This window comes from Pseudomonas sp. No.21, from assembly GCF_054558415.1.
Genome location: NZ_BAAJNO010000004.1, coordinates 524,883 through 545,961 on the forward strand (window position 1 = coordinate 524,883; position 21,079 = coordinate 545,961).

At 66.9% G+C, this 21,079-nt stretch carries 17 protein-coding genes; 10 read left to right on the top strand and 7 right to left on the bottom strand.

What is annotated here, in order from left to right; all coding sequences use genetic code 11:
• Positions 1-33: 33 nt before the first annotated feature.
• Positions 34-1,242 (bottom strand): ammonium transporter, encoded by a 1,209-nt coding sequence (locus ACYJSS_RS10820; RefSeq protein WP_236205729.1) that lies wholly within the window; start codon positions 1,240-1,242, stop codon positions 34-36.
• 358 nt (positions 1,243-1,600) lie between these two features.
• On the opposite strand from ACYJSS_RS10820, the gene ACYJSS_RS10825 reads away from it, so the two are divergent.
• From ACYJSS_RS10825 to ACYJSS_RS10850, 6 genes are all read left to right on the top strand, one after another.
• Positions 1,601-1,915, top strand: coding sequence for an ElaB/YgaM/YqjD family protein (locus ACYJSS_RS10825; protein WP_111263984.1), 315 nt, complete (start codon positions 1,601-1,603; stop codon positions 1,913-1,915).
• Between the two features lie 2 nt (positions 1,916-1,917).
• Positions 1,918-2,310, top strand: coding sequence for a phage holin family protein (locus ACYJSS_RS10830; protein ID WP_371921732.1), 393 nt, complete (start codon positions 1,918-1,920; stop codon positions 2,308-2,310).
• Entirely contained in the window at positions 2,307-2,651 is a 345-nt protein-coding gene (locus tag ACYJSS_RS10835) for a hypothetical protein (RefSeq protein ID WP_111263986.1), read from the top strand. Before ACYJSS_RS10830 ends, ACYJSS_RS10835 begins: the two co-directional genes overlap by 4 nt.
• 112 nt (positions 2,652-2,763) lie before the next feature.
• The gene (locus ACYJSS_RS10840; protein WP_111263987.1) at positions 2,764-3,927 is read left to right on the top strand and encodes an EAL domain-containing protein; all 1,164 of its coding nucleotides are present in this window, start codon (positions 2,764-2,766) and stop codon (positions 3,925-3,927) included.
• Positions 3,928-4,034: 107 nt separating this feature from the next.
• Complete coding sequence (locus ACYJSS_RS10845) at positions 4,035-5,366, top strand: deoxyguanosinetriphosphate triphosphohydrolase (protein ID WP_111263988.1); 1,332 nt, start codon at positions 4,035-4,037, stop codon at positions 5,364-5,366.
• A gap of 50 nt (positions 5,367-5,416) precedes the next feature.
• Entirely contained in the window at positions 5,417-6,505 is a 1,089-nt protein-coding gene (locus ACYJSS_RS10850; protein ID WP_111263989.1) for an FUSC family protein, read from the top strand.
• Positions 6,506-6,595: 90 nt separating this feature from the next.
• Here the strand turns inward: ACYJSS_RS10850 and ACYJSS_RS10855 are convergent, their stop codons facing one another.
• Positions 6,596-7,243: a response regulator gene (locus ACYJSS_RS10855; protein ID WP_445009223.1), complete on the bottom strand. Its 648-nt coding sequence runs from the start codon at positions 7,241-7,243 to the stop codon at positions 6,596-6,598.
• Positions 7,244-7,661: 418 nt separating this feature from the next.
• Here ACYJSS_RS10855 and ACYJSS_RS10860 point away from each other — a divergent pair, with 418 nt between their 5' ends.
• A complete protein-coding gene (locus tag ACYJSS_RS10860; RefSeq protein WP_111263991.1) occupies positions 7,662-10,619 on the top strand; it encodes an HD domain-containing phosphohydrolase in 2,958 nt (985 codons plus the stop codon).
• 133 nt (positions 10,620-10,752) lie between these two features.
• On the opposite strand, the gene ACYJSS_RS10865 is transcribed toward ACYJSS_RS10860, so the two are convergent.
• Complete coding sequence (locus tag ACYJSS_RS10865; RefSeq protein WP_111263992.1) at positions 10,753-11,091, bottom strand: YggL 50S ribosome-binding family protein; 339 nt, start codon at positions 11,089-11,091, stop codon at positions 10,753-10,755.
• A 232-nt stretch (positions 11,092-11,323) separates the two neighbouring features.
• Between ACYJSS_RS10865 and dacB the strand changes: the two genes are divergently transcribed.
• The gene (dacB, locus tag ACYJSS_RS10870) at positions 11,324-12,766 is read left to right on the top strand and encodes a D-alanyl-D-alanine carboxypeptidase/D-alanyl-D-alanine endopeptidase (protein WP_111263993.1); all 1,443 of its coding nucleotides are present in this window, start codon (positions 11,324-11,326) and stop codon (positions 12,764-12,766) included.
• 45 nt (positions 12,767-12,811) lie between these two features.
• Here the strand turns inward: dacB and ACYJSS_RS10875 are convergent, their stop codons facing one another.
• Together ACYJSS_RS10875 and rlmKL are read right to left on the bottom strand one after the other, a co-directional pair.
• Entirely contained in the window at positions 12,812-15,598 is a 2,787-nt protein-coding gene (locus tag ACYJSS_RS10875) for a sensor domain-containing diguanylate cyclase (RefSeq protein ID WP_111263994.1), read from the bottom strand.
• A 143-nt stretch (positions 15,599-15,741) separates the two neighbouring features.
• Complete coding sequence (gene rlmKL, locus ACYJSS_RS10880; RefSeq protein WP_111263995.1) at positions 15,742-17,928, bottom strand: bifunctional 23S rRNA (guanine(2069)-N(7))-methyltransferase RlmK/23S rRNA (guanine(2445)-N(2))-methyltransferase RlmL; 2,187 nt, start codon at positions 17,926-17,928, stop codon at positions 15,742-15,744.
• Between the two features lie 430 nt (positions 17,929-18,358).
• Here rlmKL and rmf point away from each other — a divergent pair, with 430 nt between their 5' ends.
• Positions 18,359-18,574, top strand: coding sequence for a ribosome modulation factor (gene rmf / locus ACYJSS_RS10885; protein ID WP_111263996.1), 216 nt, complete (start codon positions 18,359-18,361; stop codon positions 18,572-18,574).
• A gap of 97 nt (positions 18,575-18,671) precedes the next feature.
• Here rmf and ACYJSS_RS10890 read toward each other — a convergent pair whose 3' ends face one another.
• Together ACYJSS_RS10890 and ACYJSS_RS10895 are read right to left on the bottom strand one after the other, a co-directional pair.
• On the bottom strand, positions 18,672-19,697 hold the full coding sequence (locus ACYJSS_RS10890) for a quinone-dependent dihydroorotate dehydrogenase (RefSeq protein WP_111263997.1): 1,026 nt from the start codon (positions 19,695-19,697) through the stop codon (positions 18,672-18,674).
• 53 nt (positions 19,698-19,750) lie between these two features.
• Positions 19,751-19,972: a DUF2835 domain-containing protein gene (locus tag ACYJSS_RS10895; protein ID WP_111263998.1), complete on the bottom strand. Its 222-nt coding sequence runs from the start codon at positions 19,970-19,972 to the stop codon at positions 19,751-19,753.
• A gap of 148 nt (positions 19,973-20,120) precedes the next feature.
• Between ACYJSS_RS10895 and ACYJSS_RS10900 the strand changes: the two genes are divergently transcribed.
• Positions 20,121-20,993 (top strand): DUF6685 family protein, encoded by an 873-nt coding sequence (locus ACYJSS_RS10900; RefSeq protein WP_031287724.1) that lies wholly within the window; start codon positions 20,121-20,123, stop codon positions 20,991-20,993.
• Positions 20,994-21,079 lie beyond the last annotated feature (86 nt).

Consider the following 21,079-nt stretch of genomic DNA (forward strand, 5'->3'; position numbering starts at 1 on the left):
TTCCTGCGATCCCGTCCGGACGACCTGGGCGCATCAATCCTGGCTGGTCGCGCCGATCTTGTGGATCGACAGGTCCGCGCCGTAGTACTCCTGCTCCTGGGACAGGCGGACGCCCAGGGTCTTCTTCAGCAGGCCGTAGACCAGGAAGCCGCCCACCAGCGCCACCAGCACGCCGAGGCCGGTGCCGATCAACTGGCTCACCAGGCTGACGCCGCCCAGGCCACCGAGGGCCTCCTGGCCGAAGATGCCGCAGGCGATGCCGCCCCAGACGCCACACAGGCCGTGCAGCGGCCATACGCCCAGCACGTCGTCCAGCTTCCATTTGACCTGGGTCGCGGTGAAGGCCCAGACGAACAGGCCGCCCGCGATGGCACCGGTGGCCAGGGCGCCCACCGGGTGCATCAGGTCGGAGCCTGCGCAGATCGCCACCAGGCCGGCCAGCGGGCCGTTGTGCAGGAAGCCCGGGTCATTGCGCCCCACCAGTAGCGCGGCGACCGTGCCGCCGACCATCGCCATCAGCGAGTTGACCGCCACCAGGCCGCTGACGCCTTGCAGGGTCTGCGCGCTCATCACGTTGAAGCCGAACCAGCCGACGATGAGGATCCACGAGCCCAGCGCCAGGAAGGGAATGTTCGACGGCGCGAAGGCCACCAGGCGGCCATCGCGGTAGCGGCCGTCACGGCGCCCCAGCAGCAGCACCGCGCCAAAGGCCAGCCAGCCGCCCACGGCGTGCACCACCACGGAGCCGGCGAAGTCATGGAAGCTGGCGCCGAAGCTCGCCTTCAGCCAGTCCTGCAGGCCGAAGTTGCCGTTCCAGATCAGCCCCTCGAAGAAGGGATAGACGAAGGCCACGATCAGGGCCGTCGCGCACAGCTGCGGACCGAAGCGGGCGCGCTCGGCGATGCCGCCGGAGATGATCGCCGGGATGGCGGCGGCGAAGGTCAGCAGGAAGAAGAACTTCACCAGCGCGTAGCCGTGGTCCGCCGCCAGCTCGCCGGCCGGCTGCAGGAAGGTCACGCCATAGGCCACCCAGTAGCCGATGAAGAAGTAGGCCAGCGTGGAGATGGCGAAGTCCGAGAGGATCTTCGACAGCGCGTTGACCTGGTTCTTCTGGCGCACGGTGCCCACTTCCAGGAACGCGAAGCCGGCGTGCATGGCAAGCACCATCACGGCGCCCATCAGGATGAACAGGGTGTTGGAGCCGTGGATCAGGGTTTGCACGGCACTGTTGAGGTTTTCCATTGGCAGGAAGGCTCCGGCAGGGAAAAAGCACCAATACGGATCAAATCGCGCCGGACGTGCACCACGCTGAAGCCGGTACGCCCCCGAACGGGTCGGAGCCGGTGGCCATAACGGGGCGACGTGGTGAAGACGGCAGTTTGAATTTTCAGGCTTTCTCTTTGTTTTTCATGTGCTTGCCAGGATTCGACAGCCCTGTCGAAGCCCCGCGTGATGCCCGATAACGGGGCACACCGACGCTCTGGCGCACCAGGGCATTGCAAGCGCCATACCAGCGCCCGAGCGAATATCACCGGAACCTAAACCCGGCGCGGCGACTCACAACTACCAAGCCTTCCCAGCCCTCAAGGAGATCCACGCCATGCCACGCAAGACCGCCAGCCGCGCTCAGGATGACCTGTTGACCGAATTCCAGGCCCTCGTCGGCGACACCGAGAAACTGCTGCAGCACACCGCCAGCCTCGCTGGCGACCAGGCCGAGGAGTTGCGCCTGCAGATCCACGAATCCCTCAAGCGCGCCCGCGAGACCCTTCACCTGACCGAAGAGAAGATCGTCGACAAGGGCAAGGCCGCCGTCGCCGCCACCGAGGACTACGTGCAGGAACATCCCTGGCAGACCATCGGCCTCTCCGCCGGCATCGGCTTCCTCCTCGGTCTGCTCGCCTCGCGTCGCTGACCATGGAGCCGGGAATGGAATCCGGCCCGCAGAGCGCGGGCCAAGGCCCCTCCCCGCGGCGCCTAGGCGCCGCGTTCCTCGGCCTGCTGCACAGCCATGTCGAGCTGTTCGGCATCGAGCTGCAGGAACAGAAGGCCAACACCCTGCGCCTGCTGCTGTTCGCCGGGCTGTCGCTGATCTTCGCCCTGCTCCTGCTGGTGGCGCTCTCCGCGCTGCTGCTGGTGATCTTCTGGGACACCGCGCGGCTGGAGACCATGGGCGGCCTGTGCCTCTTCTACCTCGTGCTCACCCTCTACTGCGCCTGGCGCCTGAAACAGGCCGTGGACGATGAGTCCTCACCCTTCTCCGCCACGCTCGAAGAGCTGGCCCAGGACCGCGAGCGCCTGCTGCCATGAGCCTGCCCGAAACGCACCGCACCACCTCCCGCCGCGAACTGCGCAAGGCGCTGGTGCGCCTGCGCCTGGAGATGCATCGCCAGGAGATCCGCCACGAGACCCTGGTGCTCACCCAGCCCCTGCGCCGCGCCAAGGGCATCGCCAGCGGCTGGCAGCAGCAACTGGGCGCCCTGCCCCACGCCCCCCTTTGGGGCATCGCCGGCGTCGCCGCGCTGGGCTTCTTCGCCGCCCGTAGTGGCAATCTGACTCGATTGCTGCGCCTGGGTACCACGCTGCTGCCCTTGCTGGGCGGAGCCTGGCGCCGTTCTGACGTCAAACCGCCGTCTACCACCAAGGTCTGATCGTAGGACAAGCTGGCCACATTCTTGCTTTGGGAGGGAGCCGGTAGCAGCCGGCTCCCTCCGCGTCGTTTCGGCGAGCGCGTGCATTTCGGGCCAGCCCTAAGGAGTCACCGTGATAGACGGGCAACCGCTTGCCTGCTTCCAGCCGTTCATCGACACCGCGACAGGACGCATCGCCGGGGTCGAAGCCCTGGGGCGCCTGCGCCAGGATGACGGCCGGCTCCTGTCGGTCGGCCCGTTGTTCGCCGATTCCAAGGTGCCGCCTGCAGCCCTGCGCCGCCTCGACCGGGAGATCCGCGAAGACGCCCTCGCACGCCTGCACCAGGCCCCTGCGGACTGGTTCCTCAGCATCAACATCTCGCCGCGCTGGATCAGCCGCCTGCACCCCGGCCAGGCGCTGCCCAGCCTCAAGCAGCTGGAACGCAACGGCGTGGCCCCCGAGCGCATCGTCTTCGAGATCACCGAACTGGGCGGCGCCAGCCAGCGCCTGCCGGACGTGGTCGCCCGCTACCGTCAGGCCGGCGCGCGCATCGCCATCGACGACTTCGGCGCCGGCTACTCCCAGCTCGACCGCGTACTCGCCCTGCAGCCGGACATCCTCAAGCTCGACATGCAGCTGTTCCAGGCCGCTGCGCGTGGCGGCCCCAGCGGCGAGGTGGTCAAGGCCCTGGCGCAGATGGCCGAGAAGACCGGTTGCTGGATCATCGCCGAGGGCGTGGAGACCGAGGCCGAGCTGGACTTCGCCCTGGAATGCGGCGCCCGCTACGTGCAGGGCTACCTGTTCGCCAAGCCGGAGCTGGAATTCTTCGCCGCCGACGCCTTCGTCGACCGCTTCGCCCAGCTGCGCGACCAATACGTACAGCGCAAGCTGGCCGAGCGCGCGCGGCTGATGACCATGCGCCAGCAGCTCACCCTGCTGATGAACCAGCTGCGCACCTGGGCCGAGGGCGACGCGCCGCTCTCATCCCTGCCCTCGCCCGAGCAGTACCCCTGGCTGCTGCGCATCTACCAGTGCGACCGCAACGGTACGCAGCTCACCCCGAACCTGGAATGGAAAGGCCAGGGCTGGCACGAAGATGCCCGCTACCTGGGCCACAACTGGTCCTGGCGGCCGTACTTCTATCACCTGCTCGCCGAGGGCTGGGAAGAGCGCCGGCTGACCCTCTCCAGCACCTACCGCGACGCCACCACCAACCAGTACTGCCTGACCGCCGGCCAGTTCATCGACAACGGCGGCCGCCTGCTGCTGGTGGACATCGACGCCGCCGGCCTGTGACCCCCGGTGCGCGGGGAACTCCCACACTCGCCCTCGGTCCCCTTGCGGCGCTCCGCGTTAACCGGGAAGCTAGCCCCCTTTCAGCCACTGAACGGCGAGGACTGGCGTTGGACTGGCAGACACTGCTCACCCGTGAACGGCTCGGCAAACCGGTGCACAGCACCGAGGAACTGGGCCGCAGTTCGTTCCACAAGGACCATGACCGCATCATCTTTTCCGGAGCCTTCCGACGCCTGGGGCGCAAGACCCAGGTCCACCCCGTCTCCAGCAACGACCACATCCACACGCGCCTGACCCACTCCCTGGAAGTCGGCTGCGTGGGGCGTTCGCTGGGCATGCGCGTGGGCGAAGTGCTGCGCGATGCGATGCCGGATTGGTGCGACCCGGCCGACCTCGGGGTGATCGTGCAGTCCGCCTGCCTGGCCCATGACATCGGCAACCCGCCCTTCGGCCACTCCGGCGAAGACGCCATCCGCCACTGGTTCCAGCAGGCGTCCGCGCGCGGCTGGCTGGACGCCATGAGCGAGACCGAGCGTGCCGACTTCCTCAGCTTCGAAGGCAACGCGCAGGGCTTTCGCGTGCTCACGCAACTGGAATACCACCAGTTCGACGGCGGCACGCGCCTGACCTACGCCACCCTCGGCACCTACCTCAAGTACCCCTGGACGGCCCGCCATGCCGAGGCCCTGGGCTACAAGAAGCACAAGTTCGGCTGCTACCAGAGCGAACTGCCGCTGCTGGAGCAGATCGCCCAGAAGCTGGGCCTGCCGCAACTGGAGGAACAGCGCTGGGCGCGCCATCCGCTGGTCTACCTGATGGAGGCGGCGGACGACATCTGCTACGCACTGATCGACCTCGAGGACGGCCTCGAAATGGAGCTGCTCGACTACGAGGAGGTCGAGGCGGTGCTGCTCGGCCTGGTGGGCGACGACCTGCCGGAAACCTACCGGCAACTGGGCCCGCGCGACTCGCGGCGGCGCAAGCTGGCGATCCTCCGCGGCAAGGCCATCGAGCACCTGACCAATGCCGCCGCACATGCCTTCGTCGACCAGCAGGACGCCCTGCTCGCCGGCACCCTGCAGGGCGACCTGGTGGAGCACATGCACGGGCCGGCCAAGCACTGCGTGCTGCGCGCCAAGGCCATCGCGCGGGAACGCATCTTCCAGGACAAGCGCAAGACGCTCCACGAGATCGGCGCCTACACCACCCTGGAGATCCTCCTCAACGCCTTCTGCGGCGCGGCGCTGGAACAGCACGGCGGGCGCACCCCCTCGTTCAAGAACCGGCGCATCCTCGACCTGCTCGGCAACAACGCCCCGGACCCGTCCTGGCCGCTGTACCGCTCGTTCCTGCGGGTCATCGACTTCATCGCCGGGATGACCGACAGCTACGCCACGGAAATGGCCCGCGAGATGACCGGGCGCTCCAGCCCGGTCTAGGGTTACCAGGCCGCCCGCATCCGGGTGGCCGTTGCAAGGAGTCACGACAGATGCGCAAGGCGCTCAGACAAAGCATGCACTGGCATGCCGGCCCAGCAGCCTGGGGGCCGGCCGCCATCGCCGGCCTGGGTTGCGGCCTGCCGCTGATGCTGGGTCTGTTCACCGCCCATACCGGTTTTCTCTGGGCCGCCACCGGCGCCTTCCAGGCCGCCCTGGCCAACCCCATGCACCGCTTCGGCATGTTGCGCATGCTGCTGCTCACCCTGCTCGGCGCCCTCAGCGCGGGGGTCGGCTTCTGGGCCGCCAGCCATCCCCTGCTGAGCCTTGCCAGCTTCGCCCTCTGGGGCTTCCTCCTGGCACTGCTGCAGCGCTACGGCACCGAACTGGGCAAGCTCGGCGTCGGCCTCGCGGTGTGCCTCTGCCTCGGCCAGGGTCAGGCCGGCAGCGGCAGCCTCAACAATGGCCTGGCGGTGGGGGCGCTGTTCGCCATCGGCGGGCTCTGGGTGATGCTGCTGGCATTCTTCCTGCGTGGCATGCACGGGCTGCGCCTGTGGCCCCTGCTCCCACGCCTGCTCGGCTTCAGCCGTGTACTGCGCCGCCACGCCTCGCGACTGCCCCGGCGGCTGTGGTGGATCCACGCGCTGGCCTGCACGCTGGCCGTCGCCCTAGCCGGCCTTGCCGCCAACCTCACCGGCATGCCGCGTGGCTACTGGCTGACGCTGACGGTGGTGACCACCCTGCAGATGGAACTCGACAGCAGCCTGGTGCGCGGCATCCAGCGCGGCCTCGGCACCCTGATCGGCGCCCTGCTGCTGATCCTGTTCGGCCACTGGCTGCAGAGCCCGGCGCTGCTGGTGGCCTGCATGCTGCCGCTGATCGTCCTCAGCCGCGCCTTCATCGCCCAGCACTACGGCCTGTTCGTGGTACAGACCACCGTCTGCTTCGTGCTGCTATCCGAAAGCCTCGCTCGCGACTGGCACCTGCCCGAGGTGCGCCTCTACAACAGCCTGCTGGGCTGCGCCCTGGCACTGCTGATGGCCTACGCCGCACACCGGGCGCGCCTGCGCTGGGGCGAACGCAAGGTCGAAGCCCCGATCTCGCCCGCCACCCACCAGGCACCACGGCCCGCCCAGGAATAGGCCAGCCGCCGGCGCCTGGGCCGGGACGCGAGACAGGGGATTGGGGGGATCGATGGCGACGCACCGGCGGGTGCGCAGCCATCCTGCACTTCACACCAGTTCGTTGCGATTGGCGAATTCGACCAGCTCGATCAGCGAGCGCGAGTTGAGCTTGAGCAGCAGGCGCGACTTGTAGGTGCTCACCGTCTTGTTGCTGATGAACATCTCGCTGGCGATCTGCTTGTTGGTGTAGCCGTTGGCCAGGTACTTGAGCACCACCAGTTCGCGGTCCGAGAGGCGATCGATCAGCTCGCTGTCGTCGGGCATGCCCCCCTGGCGCTTGCCGGTACGGATGACCTCGCTGGGGAAGTAGCTGTAGCCGGACAGCACGGCGCGCACCGAGGCGGTCAGCTCGCCCAGGTCGCCTTCCTTGCAGACGAAGCCCGCGGCGCCGGCCTGCATGCAGCGGGCGGCGTAGTGGCTGGGGTTCTGCCCGGTCAGTACCAATACCCGCAAGGGCAGGTCCAGCGAGCTGATGCGGGCGATCACGTCGAGGCCGCCGAGCTTGGGAATGCCGATGTCGAGGATCACCAGGTCGGGCAGGTGGTCGCGAGCCAGGGCAATGGCATCGACGCCATTGTCCGTCTCGGCGACCACCTCATACCCTTCCCGCGTCAACACCAGGCGGACAGCCAGCCGGATGACGGGGTGGTCGTCTACGATCAGAACCTTGCGCGGCGACTCACCGCCTGCGCGAATGAATGCATCCAGGTCTACGAGTTTGCTCACCTTGCGTCTCCATCTACGGTGATTCGGAGTTGCCAAGATAGAGGGGCATCCGAGCCTGTCGAGCGCGCCGGAGGCGCTGGAGGCGCTTCCAGACCTGCCGCTCAGAAACTTGAGACAACTCCTACGAGGTCCTAGAGAAAACAGCTGCACAACGCGTCGAATAGTCGTGGAGAGCGGTGATCGGACGTATTGCCGTCGCGCCTCCCGGAAGACTTCGCACAGCGTCAGACGCCATGCCGTGCGACACCGTCGACAGGACGCAAAATGCCAGCAACACAGGACGATCCGACCCGATTTTTTTATTTCGCCACGCTGGCACAGCCGTCCAAACGCTCATCTATTCTCCATTCGGGTCTTTTCCTAGACAGGGATCGAGGAGCTTCGGGCAATGCCGCACAAGCCGGTCGAACGCCGTTTTCCGTTGCATGTCCATATCAGCCTGCTGTTCACCCTCCTGCTGCTGACGACCGGCATCGTGCTGGGAATCTTCAACTACAGGCAGACCAGCCAGATCATCCTCTCCAGCAGCGATACGCTCTTCGAGCGCATCAGCCAGGACGTCGAGACCGACCTGGAAAACACCTACCGCCCCATCCACCACCTGCTCAACCTGCTGGCCCTCAACCCCGGCAACCAGCAGTACGCCGGCTACCAGCGCCAGGAGCTGCTGTTGCGCGGCTTCGCCCAGGCGCTGCGCGACAACCCCAAGCTGGCGTCGCTCTATGTCGGCTACGACGATGGTGACTTCTTCATGGTGCGCCCGCTGCGCACCGCCGAACTCAAGCAGCGCTTCGACGCCCCCGAGGGTGCCGCCTACCAGCTGTGGAGCATCGAGCGCGACAACCTCACCCGAGCGCGCTCCGAATCGCTCTATTTCGACGCAAGCCTGACACTCATCAGCCGCCGCCAGGAGCTCAACGAGCGCTACGACCCGCGCAACCGCCCCTGGTACTCACGTGCGCTGGAACAGGGCGGCCTGATCACCACCCGACCCTATGTGTTCTTCTCCACCGGCGCGGTCGGCACCACCCTCGCCCAGCCAGCCGGCGACGACGCGGTGATTGCCGCCGACCTGACCCTGAACGACCTTTCCGCCACCCTGGCGCAGCACCGGGTCACGCCCTCCACCCAGGTGCTGCTGTTCTCGCCGGACGGCCACGCCGTGGCCTACCCGGACATCTCCCGGCTGATCGTGCGCATCGACGACAAGCCGCAACTGGCCATGGCACGCGACCTCGACCCCGCCGTCGCCGCGTTGATCGACATGAACCTGACCCAGGACCAGCGCACCACCCTGGAGTTGGCCAAGCGCCGCTGGGTGGTGTCGCAGAACCGCCTGCTGGCGGGTGGCCCCGAAGGCCTCTACCTGGCGTTGCTGGCGCCGGAAGACGAACTGCTGGCGGACGCCTATCGCATCCGCTGGCAGGGGGCGGTGCTGACCCTCGGCATTCTCCTGCTCTGCATCCCCATCGGCTGGCTGCTGTCGCGGGTGCTGGTCAAGCCGCTGAAGGCCCTGGTAGCCGAGGCGGAGGCCATTCGCAGCTTCAACTTCGATATCCCGACGATGGGCCGCTCGCCGGTGCTCGAGGTGGACCAGCTGGCCGTGGCGATGGCGAAGATGAAGGACACCCTGGCCAGCTTCCTGGAGATCACCGCGAGCCTCTCCGCCGAGAACCGTTTCGACGCCCTCCTGCGCCGTGTGCTGGAGGAGACCGTGACCATCAGCGAAGCCTCCGGCGGCTTCATCTACCTGCTGGACGGCGCCAGCGGCCGCCTGGAGCCCAGCGGCCTGTTCCTCGGCGGCAGCGAGCACGACCTCGAAGACCACGGCCTGCGCAGCCACGCCCTCGACGAAGCGGGGTTGCCCGACTGGCTGCGCCTGCCGGCGAGCGGGGGCGTCAGCCAGGTGCGCTCGTTCGGCTTCGACCAGGCCGGCGACCTGCGTCACGTGCTGCAGACGCTGGAAAGCCCACGGGTGCACATGGTCAGCACCGGCCTGCACAATCGCCAGGGCGAAACCGTCGGCGTGCTGGCGCTCCTGCACCGCGACACCGGCAACAGCGGGGAGCCGGCCATGCTCAGGCCCGAACGCATCGCCTTCGTCGAAGCCATCTCCGGGGTCGCCGCGCTGTGCATCGAGAGCCAGCGCCTGCTGGAGAAGCAGAAACAATTACTCGACGCCTTCATCCAGCTCATCGCCGGTGCCATCGACGCCAAGAGCCCCTACACCGGCGGCCATTGCCAGCGCGTGCCGGAAATCACCCTGGCGCTGGCCCGCGCCGCCGCGGCCAGCGACGAGCCGCCCTTCCGCGACTACAACCCCAGCGACGAAGACTGGGAGGCCTTGCACATCGCGGCCTGGTTGCACGATTGCGGCAAGGTCACCACCCCCGAGTACGTGGTGGACAAGGCGACCAAGCTGGAAACCCTCTACGACCGCATCCATGAGGTACGCATGCGCTTCGAGGTGCTCAAGCGCGATGCCTGGATCAGCTACTGGAAGGCCGTGGCCGAAGGCGCCGACGCACCCAGCCAGGCCAGCCTGCGTGACGCATTGCTGGCGACGCTGGACGAGGAGTTCGCCTTCATCGCCCGCAGCAACCTGGGTGGTGAGTTCATGGCCGAGGAAGACCAGCAGCGCCTGCGGGCAATCGCCGCACGCACCTGGAGCCGGACCCTGGACGACCGCCTCGGCGTGTCCTGGGAGGAAGGCCAGCGCATGGCCCGCACCCCGCCGCGCCCGCTACCGGTGGAAGAGCCGCTGCTGGCCGACCGCCCCGAACACCTGCTGGAGCGCCCGGAAAGCGAACGCATGGCCCCCGACAACCCCTGGGGATTCAAGCTCGACGTGCCCACGCATAAATTCAACCGTGGCGAGCTGCACAACCTCTCCATCGCTCGCGGCACGCTGACGGCGGAGGAGCGCTACATCATCAACCACCACATCGTGCAGACCATCCTCATGCTCGATCGCCTGCCCTTCCCGCCACACCTCAGGGGCGTGGCCGAGATCGCCGGCGGCCATCACGAGAAGATGGACGGCAGCGGCTACCCGAAACGCCTGAGTCGCGAGCAGATGAGCCTGCCGGCGCGGATGATGGCCATCGCCGATATCTTCGAGGCACTGACGGCCGTGGACCGCCCCTACAAGAAGGGCAAGACGCTGTCCGAGGCGCTGGGAATCATGGTCGGCATGTGCAAGGGCGCGCACATCGATCCGCAACTGTTCGGCCTGTTCATCCGCTCCGGCGTGTACCGCGACTACGCGGAGCGCTTCCTGCGGCCCGAGCAGATCGACGCGGTGGACGAGGGCGCGATCCTGGAGCGCGCGGGGCTGGGTGGCTGACCCCTCCGTAGCCCGGGACTGCCATCGGCGCCGTGTCGGGTGGCAGCCGACCTGCCGGGTCGCGCCGCACCGGCGGTAAATCGCGGGCATGAAAAAGGGGCGCATCAAGCGCCCCTCTTCACTACCGTCGGGATCACTGGTTGATCGGATTTTCCGGGTACCAGACATCCACCAGCGGGCTCAGGGTGAAGCTGGCCAGCTCGCTGCGGCCCTTGAGCCAGGCTTCCAGCTTGCCGCGCTGCTCCTCGCTGACCGAGCCACGCTTGGACAGGCAGACGAAACCGTAGTCGTCACCACCGACATAACCCAGGCCGTTGCCCTGGATCGCGTCGTCGATGAACTGATCGAGGAAGCTTTCCAGCTCCGCTTCGGCCAGCCCGTCCTTGTAGGTCAGGCTCAGCTCGCAACCCAGCTCCTGGAATTCATCGACGCAGAGCTTCTTTCGCAGGCGGCGGGAACGATTTGTGGCCATCAGGCAATCCTCTTCATGTGTTCAAGCGCGGCACTCTAGCAGTTTCATCGCCACCTTGCCCGCCTGCGTGGCGCAACGGCGCAACGGCGGGCCACAGGGCCAGGTGCGAGCGGTCAGCTGCACGAGCGCCCGCAGAATGCTTACGGCATAATGCGCGCAATTTCCCGAACACGTTGTGGGAACCTGCCATGCAAAACTGCGTTACTCGCCCTCGTGCGGAGGGCCTTCGTTGATGTTCAAGTCCATTCGTATCCTTGCCCTGACCGGCCTCCTTCTTCCTTTCGCCCAGCCGGTCCTCGCCATCCAGGTCAACTCCACCCTGCCGGCCAAGGTCCAGCAGGCCCTGAAGAAGAACAAGATCCCGCAGAACTCCCTGTCGCTGGTCACCCTGCCCCTGACCGGCCCCGGCGCACAGACCATCTTCAACGCCGACGTCTCGGTGAACCCGGCTTCCACCATGAAGCTGATCACCACCTATGCCGCCCTGGAGCTGCTCGGCCCCACCTACCAGTGGAAGACCGAGTTCTACACCGACGGCACCCTCAAGGACGGCGTGCTCAACGGCAACCTCTATCTCAAGGGGGGCGGCGACCCGAAGCTGAACATGGAGAAGCTCTGGTTGCTGATGCGCGACCTGCGCGCCAACGGCGTGCTGAAGATCACCGGCGACCTGGTGCTCGACCGCAGCCGCTTCGTGCACCCGCAACTGCCGGCCTTCAACGATGACGGCGGCGACGAGAACAAGCCCTTCCTGGTCGGCCCGGACTCGCTGCTGGTCAACCTCAAGGCGCTGCGCTTCATCGCCCGCGCCGACGGTGGCCGCGCCAGCGTCGCCGCCGAGCCGCCCATCGAGAGCATCCGCATCGACAACCAGGTCAAGGTGACCAAGGCGGCGCCCTGCCCCGCCTGGCCGGACGTGCGCTACAACCCGGTGACCCAGTTCGACGGCACCACGGTGATCGCCAGCGGCAGCCTGCCCGAAGGCTGCAGCGCGCAGACCTACCTGTCGCTGCTCGACCACCCCGCCTACGCCGCCGGCGCGGTGCGGGCGATCTGGAAGGAGCTGGGCGGCAGCATCCTCGGCAAGGACCGCCTGGCCGGCGTGCCCAAGGACGCCAAGCTGCTGGCACGCGCCTTCTCCCCGGACCTGGTGGAGATCATTCGCGACATCAACAAGTACAGCAACAACACCATGGCGCAGCAGCTGTTCCTCAGCATCGGCGCGCAGTTCCGCAACGACGCGGACGGCGACGACGCCAAGGCCGCGCAACGGGTGATCCGCGCCTGGCTGGCGAAGAAGGGCATCACCGCGCCGCACCTGGTGATGGAGAACGGCTCCGGCCTGTCGCGCCAGGAGCGGGTCAGCGCGCGGGAGATGGCGACCATCCTCCATGCGGCCTGGCAAAGCCCCTATGCCGCCGAGTACATCGCCTCGCTGCCGCTGGTGGCGATGGACGGCACCATGCGCAAGCGCCTGCGCCGCACGCCCATGGCCGGTGAGGCGCACATCAAGACCGGCACCCTGAACACGGTGCGCGCCATCGCCGGTTTCAGCCGCGACAACAGCGGCAACACCTGGGCGGTGGTGGCCATCCTCAATGACCAGCGCCCCTGGGGAGCGTCCTCGATCCTCGACCAGGTGCTGCTCGATCTCTACGGCCAGTCCAGACGCTGAGCACCACCCCGCCCTTTCCGGAGCACCTCCGGATAGGGCGGTGGGTCACTCCGCGTCCCGCACCTGGTTGCGCCCGCCCTGCTTGGCGGCATAGACCGCCGAATCCACGCGCCGCAGCAAGGCATCGGCCGTCTCGCCCTCGCGCCAGCTGGCGCAACCGAAGCTGGCGGTGATCACGCCGACGCCGGGCATCTCCTCGCGCAGCAGGGATTGCCACAACGCCTCGGCCAGCGTGTGCGCCTGCTCCAGGTTGGTATCCGGGCAGAGCACGATGAACTCCTCCCCGCCCAACCGGCAGAGGACATCGATGCGCCGCAGGCGCCCGCCGAGACGCTGGCACAACTGTCGCAACACGCGGTCACCCGCCTCGTGGCCATGCATGTCGTTGACCTGCTTGAAGTGGTCGACATCCAGCATCACCACCGCCAGCGGCCCCTCGCGACGCTGGGCACGGGCGATCTCGTTCTCCAGTCGCTCCTGGAAGTGCCGACGGTTGTAGACCCCCGTCAGGGCGTCGGTGATCGACAGCGCGCGAAGCTCCTGTTCCACCAGCTTGTGCCCGGTGACGTCGGTGATGTAGCCGTGCCAGAGCACGCTGCCGTCCGCCATGCGCTCGGGCTCGGACTCGCCACGCAACCAGCGCAGGCCCTGGCGTGGCAACAGCACGCGGAAGTCCTCGCGCCAGGTCTGCATGGCCTTGGCCGAATGCAGGATGCTGGCGTAGATCCGCTCCAGGTCCTCGGGGTGCAGGCGGGTGAAGGCCAGCGAGGCATCGGTGTTCACCTGCTCGGGCTCCACTTCCAGGATGTCGCGCACACCGGCGCTGGCGTAGGGGAAGAGGTGCCGGCCATCGGGGTACAGCTGGTACTGGTAGATGGCACCGGGCACCTGTGCACTGAGCTTCTGCAGCAGGCGATCACGGTCTTCCAGCGCCTCCTGCACGCGCTTGCGATCGGTGACATCGACGGCGACGCCCAGGTAGCCGATGAGTGCGTCGTTCTGGTCGCGCACCTCGGTCAGGATCAGGTTGCCGGTGAGGTGGCTGCCGTCCTTGCGCACGTAGGTCCACTCGTGTTCGTCGTAGCAATCGCCGGCGGTCACCTCGACCACATAGTGATGGAAGTCGCGGATGGGCCGTGACAGGCGCTTCGACAGGGCTTCGCAGCGCGCCTGGATCTCCGATTCCAGGTGCAGCATGCGGGGTCGCTTGCCGAGCATCTCGTCGGCGCTGTAGCCGAGCATGCGTTCTGCACCGACGTTGAACTGGAGGACGAAGCCGTCGACGTCGGTGGCGATGATCGACACCTGGGTGGCGGCATCCAGCACCCCGCGCAGCTGACCGTGGGCCAGCGCCAGCTGCAGCTCGGCCGCCTTGCTGGCGCTGATGTCGGTCTGGGTGCCGATCATGCGCCGGGGCGAGCCATCGGAATTCCACTCCACCACCTTGCCGCGGTCGAGTATCCACACCCAGGAGCCGTCCTTGCGCCGCATGCGGTGCTCGCTCTGGTAGATCGGCACCTCGCCGCGCAGATGTCGCTGCAGGGCCGCATCGACCGCCGGGGCGTCGTCCGGGTGCCGCAGGCGCAGGCACAAGTCCAGCTCGTCCGCCACCTCGTCCGCACGGTAGCCGAGCATGTGCTTCCACGCCGGCGAGTAGAACACCGTCCCTGCCTGCAGTTCCCAGTCCCAGACACCATGGCCCGCGCTGTCCAGGGCGAAGCCCCAGCGCTCCTCGCTGAGCTTCAGTTCGAGCTCCCGCTCGTGCAATTCGCGGGTGCGTTCGGCCACCAGGCGCAAGGCGCGCTGGCGCTGGTTGATCAGCAGCATCAGGTACGCCGCCAGGAGCAGGGTGATCAGCCCGCCGGTGGCGACCACCAGGTACCAGACGCCGGTCCGGTTGGTATGGATGAAGTGGTCGCTGGCACTCAGCTCGAGGCGATAGGTGCGGTCGGCGAAGACGATGTCGCGCGCCAGGGTCAGCTCGCCATCGGCAGCGACGGCCTCGCTCTGGTAGAGCGGCTGCGGATGGGCCGCGTCGGTGGTGTCGGTAACCCGCATGGCCACGCTGCCCAGCACCTCCTCGGGGATGCCGGCCTCCAGTTCCTGGCGCAGGTCGATGACGCTGATCACGAAGCCGCGCAACAGGTCGGCCGGGTTGCCGGCCCTGCCGAACACGGGGGCCACCACGAGGATGCCCTTGCCGTCGCCCGCAGCCAGGCCAAGCAGTTTCAGCTGCCCGGAAACCACCGTCCGGTGCCCGGCACGGGCCTTTTCCAGCAATGCCAGGCGCGTCGGCAAGGAGGCGAGGTCGAGCCCCAGGGGAATGCGTCCGGCCTGACTGGAGACGCTGTAGAACACCGGCAGGTAGTAGTCGCGAGGCGGGCTGGCAATGGTCTCGCCCTTGCCATCCAGCTCGTGGAAGCGAAAGTGCTCCAGGCCATCGGCACGGGCCTCGGCTTCATACGCGCCGCGCTCGCTTCCGGCAACCCTCGGCACCCAGCTGTAGGCCAGGGTGTCGCTCAGCAGCGGCTCGACGAAACCATGGAATTCGCTGCGGCTGACGCTGCTGGAGTTGTTGAAGAAGCGCCGCAGGGCGTCCAGTTGCTTGAGCTGGTCGCCCAGGCGCTCCTGCACCCGGCTGAGGCGCTCGGTGGCGACCTGCACGAAGCGCTCGCGAAGCTGCACGCGCTCGGAGCTGTACATGGTGGCGGCCAGCAGCAGCGTCGTGGCGAGGCCGCCGACCAGCACCAGGGCGCAGGCCAGCAGGAGCAGGCCGCGACCGGAAGGCAGGCGGGAAAACAGGGAGGACGGTCCCTGGACGAGCGACTGCATGCTCACCTCGGAGGTGGTGATGAGGGACGATCCCTGTGATCACAACCTAGCCAAGATACTGGCACTTTGCCGATGCGGCGCCCTGCAACGCCCTTTCCGCCTGACGGACGGCTTTCGCCGTCCTCCAATGCCGGGTCTGCGCCTCAGCGGGCGGCGAATTTCCAGGCGCGGTGGATCTTCTGGTTACGGGCGAAATCCGGGTCGATGGTCTCGGCACTGATCTCGTTCACCTGGTAACGCTGGGGCAGGCTCTCGTCCAGCTGGAACTTGCGGAAGTTGTTGGAGAAGTACAACACCCCGCCCGGCGCCAGGCGGGCCATGGCCAGGTCCAGCAGTTGCACGTGGTCACGCTGCACATCGAACACGCCTTCCATGCGCTTGGAGTTGGAGAAGGTCGGCGGGTCGATGAAGATCAGCTCGTACTCGCCGCGGTCCTCGGCCAGCCATGCCATCACGTCGCCCTGCTCCAGCTTCTGCTTGTCGGAGAAGCCGTTGAGGGAAAGGTTGCGCCGCGCCCAATCCAGGTAGGTCTTCGACAGGTCGACGCTGGTGGTGCTGCGCGCCCCCCCCTTGGCGGCATGCACGCTGGCAGTGGCGGTGTAGCAGAACAGGTTGAGGAAGCGCTTGCCGGCGGCCTCGCGCTGGATGCGCAGGCGCATGGCACGGTGGTCGAGGAACAGGCCGGTATCCAGGTAGTCGGTGAGATTGACCAGCAGCTTGACGCCTCCCTCGGCCACTTCGAGGAACTGCCCCTGTGCGCCCTGGCGCTCGTACTGGCGGGTGCCGGTCTGGCGCTCGCGGCGCTTGACCACGACGTTGGCCGGATCGACCCCCAGCGCCTGCGGGATGGCCGCCAGGGCGTCCAGCAGGCGGGCCTGGGCCTTTTCCGGGTCGATGGAGCGCGGCGGTGCGTATTCCTGCACGTGCACGCGATCGCCATAGAGGTCGATGGCCAGTGCGTACTCGGGCATGTCGGCGTCATACAGGCGGTAGCACTGCACGCCTTCGCGCTTGGCCCACTTGCCCAGTTGCTTGAGGTTCTTCTGCAGGCGGTTGGCGAACATCTGCCCGCCTTCGGACAGGCGCGCCTGCTCCAGTACAGGTGCAGCACCCGCCTGAGGCTCGGCCGCAGCTTCCGGACGACGCGAGCCGGTGACGAACTGGTCGGGCAGCACCTTGATCAGCAACAACTTGCAGGGCAGCGCGCCGTTCCAGAAGGCGTACTGCTTGTGGCTGCGGATACCCATGCGCTTGCCCAGCTCCGGCGCGCCGGTGAACACCGCGGCCTCCCAGCCCATGCAGGCCTGGCGCAAGCGCTCGCCGAGATTCTGGTAGAGGTACAGCAGGCTGGCCTCATCGCCCAGGCGCTCGCCGTAGGGGGGGTTGCTGATGACCAGGCCCTTCTGGTTCTGGTCCGGGCGCGGTTCGAAGGTGGCCAGTTCGCCCTGGTAGATCTTCACCCAGTCGGAAAGGCCCGCGCGCTCGATGTTGTTGCGCCCGGGCTGGATCAGGCGCGGGTCGGCCTCGTAGCCACGGATCCACAGGGGCGGTCGGGCCAGGCCGGCATCCGCACGGCCCTGGGCTTCCTCGTGCAGCTTCTTCCACAACGCCGGCACATGGCCCTGCCAGTTGGAGAAACCCCAGCGCTCACGCTTGAGGTTGGGGGCGATGTCGGCCGCCATCATCGCGGCCTCCACCAGGAAGGTCCCCACCCCGCACATGGGGTCGGCCAGGGCGCCCCCCTCGGCGGCGATGCGTGGCCAGCCGGCACGCAGCAGGATGGCGGCGGCGAGGTTTTCCTTCAGCGGCGCGGCCCCTTGCTGCAGACGGTAGCCACGCTGGTGCAGGCTGTGCCCGGCGAGGTCGAGGGAGAGGATCGCCTCGCCTTTCTCCAGGCGCAGGTGGATGCGCAGGTCGGGGCTGACCTTGTCGATCGAGGGGCGCTCGCCATTGGCGGTGCGCAGCTTGTCGACAATGGCGTCCTTGACCTTGAGGGCGCCGAAATGGGTGTTGTCGATACCCGAGCCATGGCCACTGAACTCCACAGCCAGGCTGCCGGTGGGCGACAGGTGGTCATGCCAGTCCACCTCCAGCACACCCTGATAGAGGTCCTCGGCGTTCTGCACCGGGAAACGCTTGAGCACCAGCAGCACACGGTTGGCCAGGCGCGACCAGAGGCACAGGCGGTAGGCGGTTTCCAGGTCACCCCGGCCACGAATGGCGGCCACCTGCTCGCGTGCCTCGGCGAGGCCGAGCCCGGTGGCCTCGTCCAGCAACAGGCCCTCCAGGCTTTTCGGGCAGGTAAGGAAGAGTTCGAAGACATCCGACATGGTAATTCCAGTGCCTTGCGGCTGATCAGCGGCACGGATGCGTCTCCGTGCGGTCATGAATATGTGACTAAAGGTCGCAAAACGGCCCTTCGTCGGATAAGAAAATTCCCATTCTCATCTGCGTTGCCCCATAGCACCGCGACATCATGGGTTTCCCAAGGCCCCATCCCATCAGGCCTGGGCCGTTCATGCCCCGTCCGAAGCTCCTACAGCTTATGGTCCGGAAGCCATTCTCGTTACGTCCTTATGACAAAACGATCATTCCAATGCCTCGGGGCAACGGTTAGAACTCAGCTTAATCCGCTGCCGCAACGGTAGCGGATGAAGGGCAGTCACGCCGGCAACTGCTCTTCAGTGGCAGAGCATTTTCTGCCGGGTTCCCGACTTGGGACCGATGGACATAACAGTCAACAAATGAGGGCTACACCCTATGAGAAGACTTAAGCGTGATCCGATGGAACGAGCATTCCTGCGCGGTTATCAGCACGGCATTCATGGCAAATCCCGCGATCTCTGTCCTTTCACCCATCCCACCACCCGCCAAGCCTGGATCAACGGCTGGCGTGAGGGTCGCGGCGACAATTGGGATGGCCTCACCGGCACGGCCGGCATTCATCGACTGAACGAACTCCACGCCGTCGGCTGACACCACGGATCACACGATTTCACCAAGCACGCCCCATCCGGGCGGCGGGCGCAAGCCCAGGGGCTCCCTAGAGGGAGCCCTTTTTATTTGTCCGCCATCAGCGCTTCGGCAACGCGGCGATGGCATCCACCGACTCGCGGATCAGCGCCGGGCCCTTGTAGATGAAGCCCGAATAGATCTGCACCAGGCTCGCACCGGCAGCGATCTTCTCGGCCGCGTGTCGGCCTTCGGTGATCCCACCCACGGCAATGATCGGCAGGCGACCGCCTAGCTCGCCAGCCAGCACCTTGACGGTATGGGTGCTCTTGTCACGTACCGGCGCACCTGACAGGCCACCCGCCTCGTCACCATATTCCAGCCCCTCGACACCTTCGCGGCCCAGGGTGGTGTTGGTGGCGATCACCGCATCCATGCCCGACTCCCGCAACGCACCGGCCACCAGGGCGGTTTCCTCATCGCTCATGTCCGGGGCGATCTTGATCGCCAGCGGCACGCGACGACCGTGCTGGACGGCGAGGTCTTCCTGGCGCAGGCGCAGGGCTTCGAGCAACTGCTTGAGCGAGTCGCCGAACTGGAGGCTGCGCAGGCCGGGTGTATTGGGCGAGCTGACGTTGACCGTCACGTAGCTGGCATGGGCGTAGACCTTGTCCAGGCAGATCAGGTAGTCGTCCACTGCGCGCTCGACCGGGGTGTCGAAGTTCTTGCCGATGTTGATGCCCAGCACGCCCTTGAACTTCGCCGCGCGAACCCGGGCCAGCAGGTGATCGACGCCATGGTTGTTGAAGCCCATGCGATTGATGATCGCCTCGGCCTCGGGCAGGCGGAACAGACGCGGCTTGGGGTTGCCCGGCTGCGGGCGCGGCGTCACGGTGCCGATCTCGACGAAACCGAAGCCCAGCTGGGCGAAGCCGTCGATGGCGTCGCCGTTCTTGTCCAGGCCGGCGGCCAGGCCAACGGGGTTGGGGAACTCCAGCCCCATAACCTTCACCGGCAGGCTGGCCGGCGCCTTGGTCAGCAAGCCGTTGAGGCCCAGACGGCCACCGGCGCCGATCAGGTCGATGGACAGCTCGTGGGAAGTTTCCGGGGACAGTTTGAACAGCAACTCGCGGGCCAGGGTGTACATGGGCGGGTATCGATCGGCGGGATGGGCCGGCGATTATAGCTGCCAGCCCCGCCTCAGGCGAGGCGACGTAGCGCCAGCAGCGACCCGGAGGGATCGAATTCCAGCTCGAATGAACCATGAATGCCATCATGGGTCAGAAAAGGCCGCAAATGATGTGCAGGCAGGCTAACCTTGCGCCCGTCGCGGCTGCGCAACATCACTCGGTTGGCGTGGCCCTGGTAGACCGCGAGAAAGCGCTCGGCGGTCAGGGAGATATCCAGCACCAGGCTGGGCATGGAGGCATCCTCTTGGTTGAAATGAATGACAGTATCGTTCCGCGCCCCCAGTGGACGCCAGGTACGGACCCATTGCCGGGCAAAGCCGTGCAGCCTCGCCCGACCTCTGCCACACTGCCACTCGTGACCTGGGAGTCCTAGTCTGGCCATGAGTTCGCAGTCGTCCCCATCCTCTCTTTCCTCACGCCTGGCCGCCCTCGCGCAACGCCTCGGCCTGGGAGGACGTGCGCCCCGCCTGCTGGAAAGCGCGAGCCAGCTGCACTTGCCGTTCCAGCAGTTGAAGCCCCCGGTCGCAGATATCTGGTGGCAGAACGGCCCGCCCCTGCAGCGCCTCGTGGACCTCCCGCGCAGCGCGCTCTCCGGCCCGGTGCAGGAAGACAAGGCCCAGGCCCACGCGGTGCTGATCCGTGTGGTTGAACTGGAGCAGCGCGAACTCACCAATTTCGACCTGCGCCTGATCGATGGGTTCTGCGGCACCGACGGCGCGATGCCCAGCTGCCCCAGCTTCGAGGAGTTCGCCGCGACGCCGGCCTGCCGCAGCGTGCGCATCATCAGCTACAAGGATTTCGTCAAGGCCGTCAGCCTGCCGCTGCCACGCTTCCTGGCCGGCGAGCGGATCAGCCTGTGCCAATCCAGCTGGCACGGCAAACGCGTGTTCTGGAGCGGGACTCACCACCTGGAAGCCTTCGCCGCCGCCATTGCCTACGCCCGCCGCCGCGAGCTGGAAATCAGCCTGCCGGCCGAACTCGCCACCTACCGTCTCAACCCCGCAGGCCTCGCCGAGCTGGACGCCCACTACCACGTACTGGCCATGCCGGTGCAGGCATGGAGCGACCCGGCCTTCATGGGCCTTTTGCTCGACGGCGGCATCCCCTATGCCCGCCTCGCCTTGCTGAAGAACAGCGGCGCCCCCGAACTCCTGCTGCTGCCCAAGGACCACCCCGAGGCCACCGCCCTTGGCGAAGGCCTGCGCCTGGCCGGCGCCGCCGATGTGGTGCGCTACCTCTACGCCCTCGGCTGATTGCCTCTTACGTCACACAGACTAAGTACCGATTTTCGTTGAACCCGAAACCACTCAAGAACAGACAGACTCATGGCTGCGCTCCT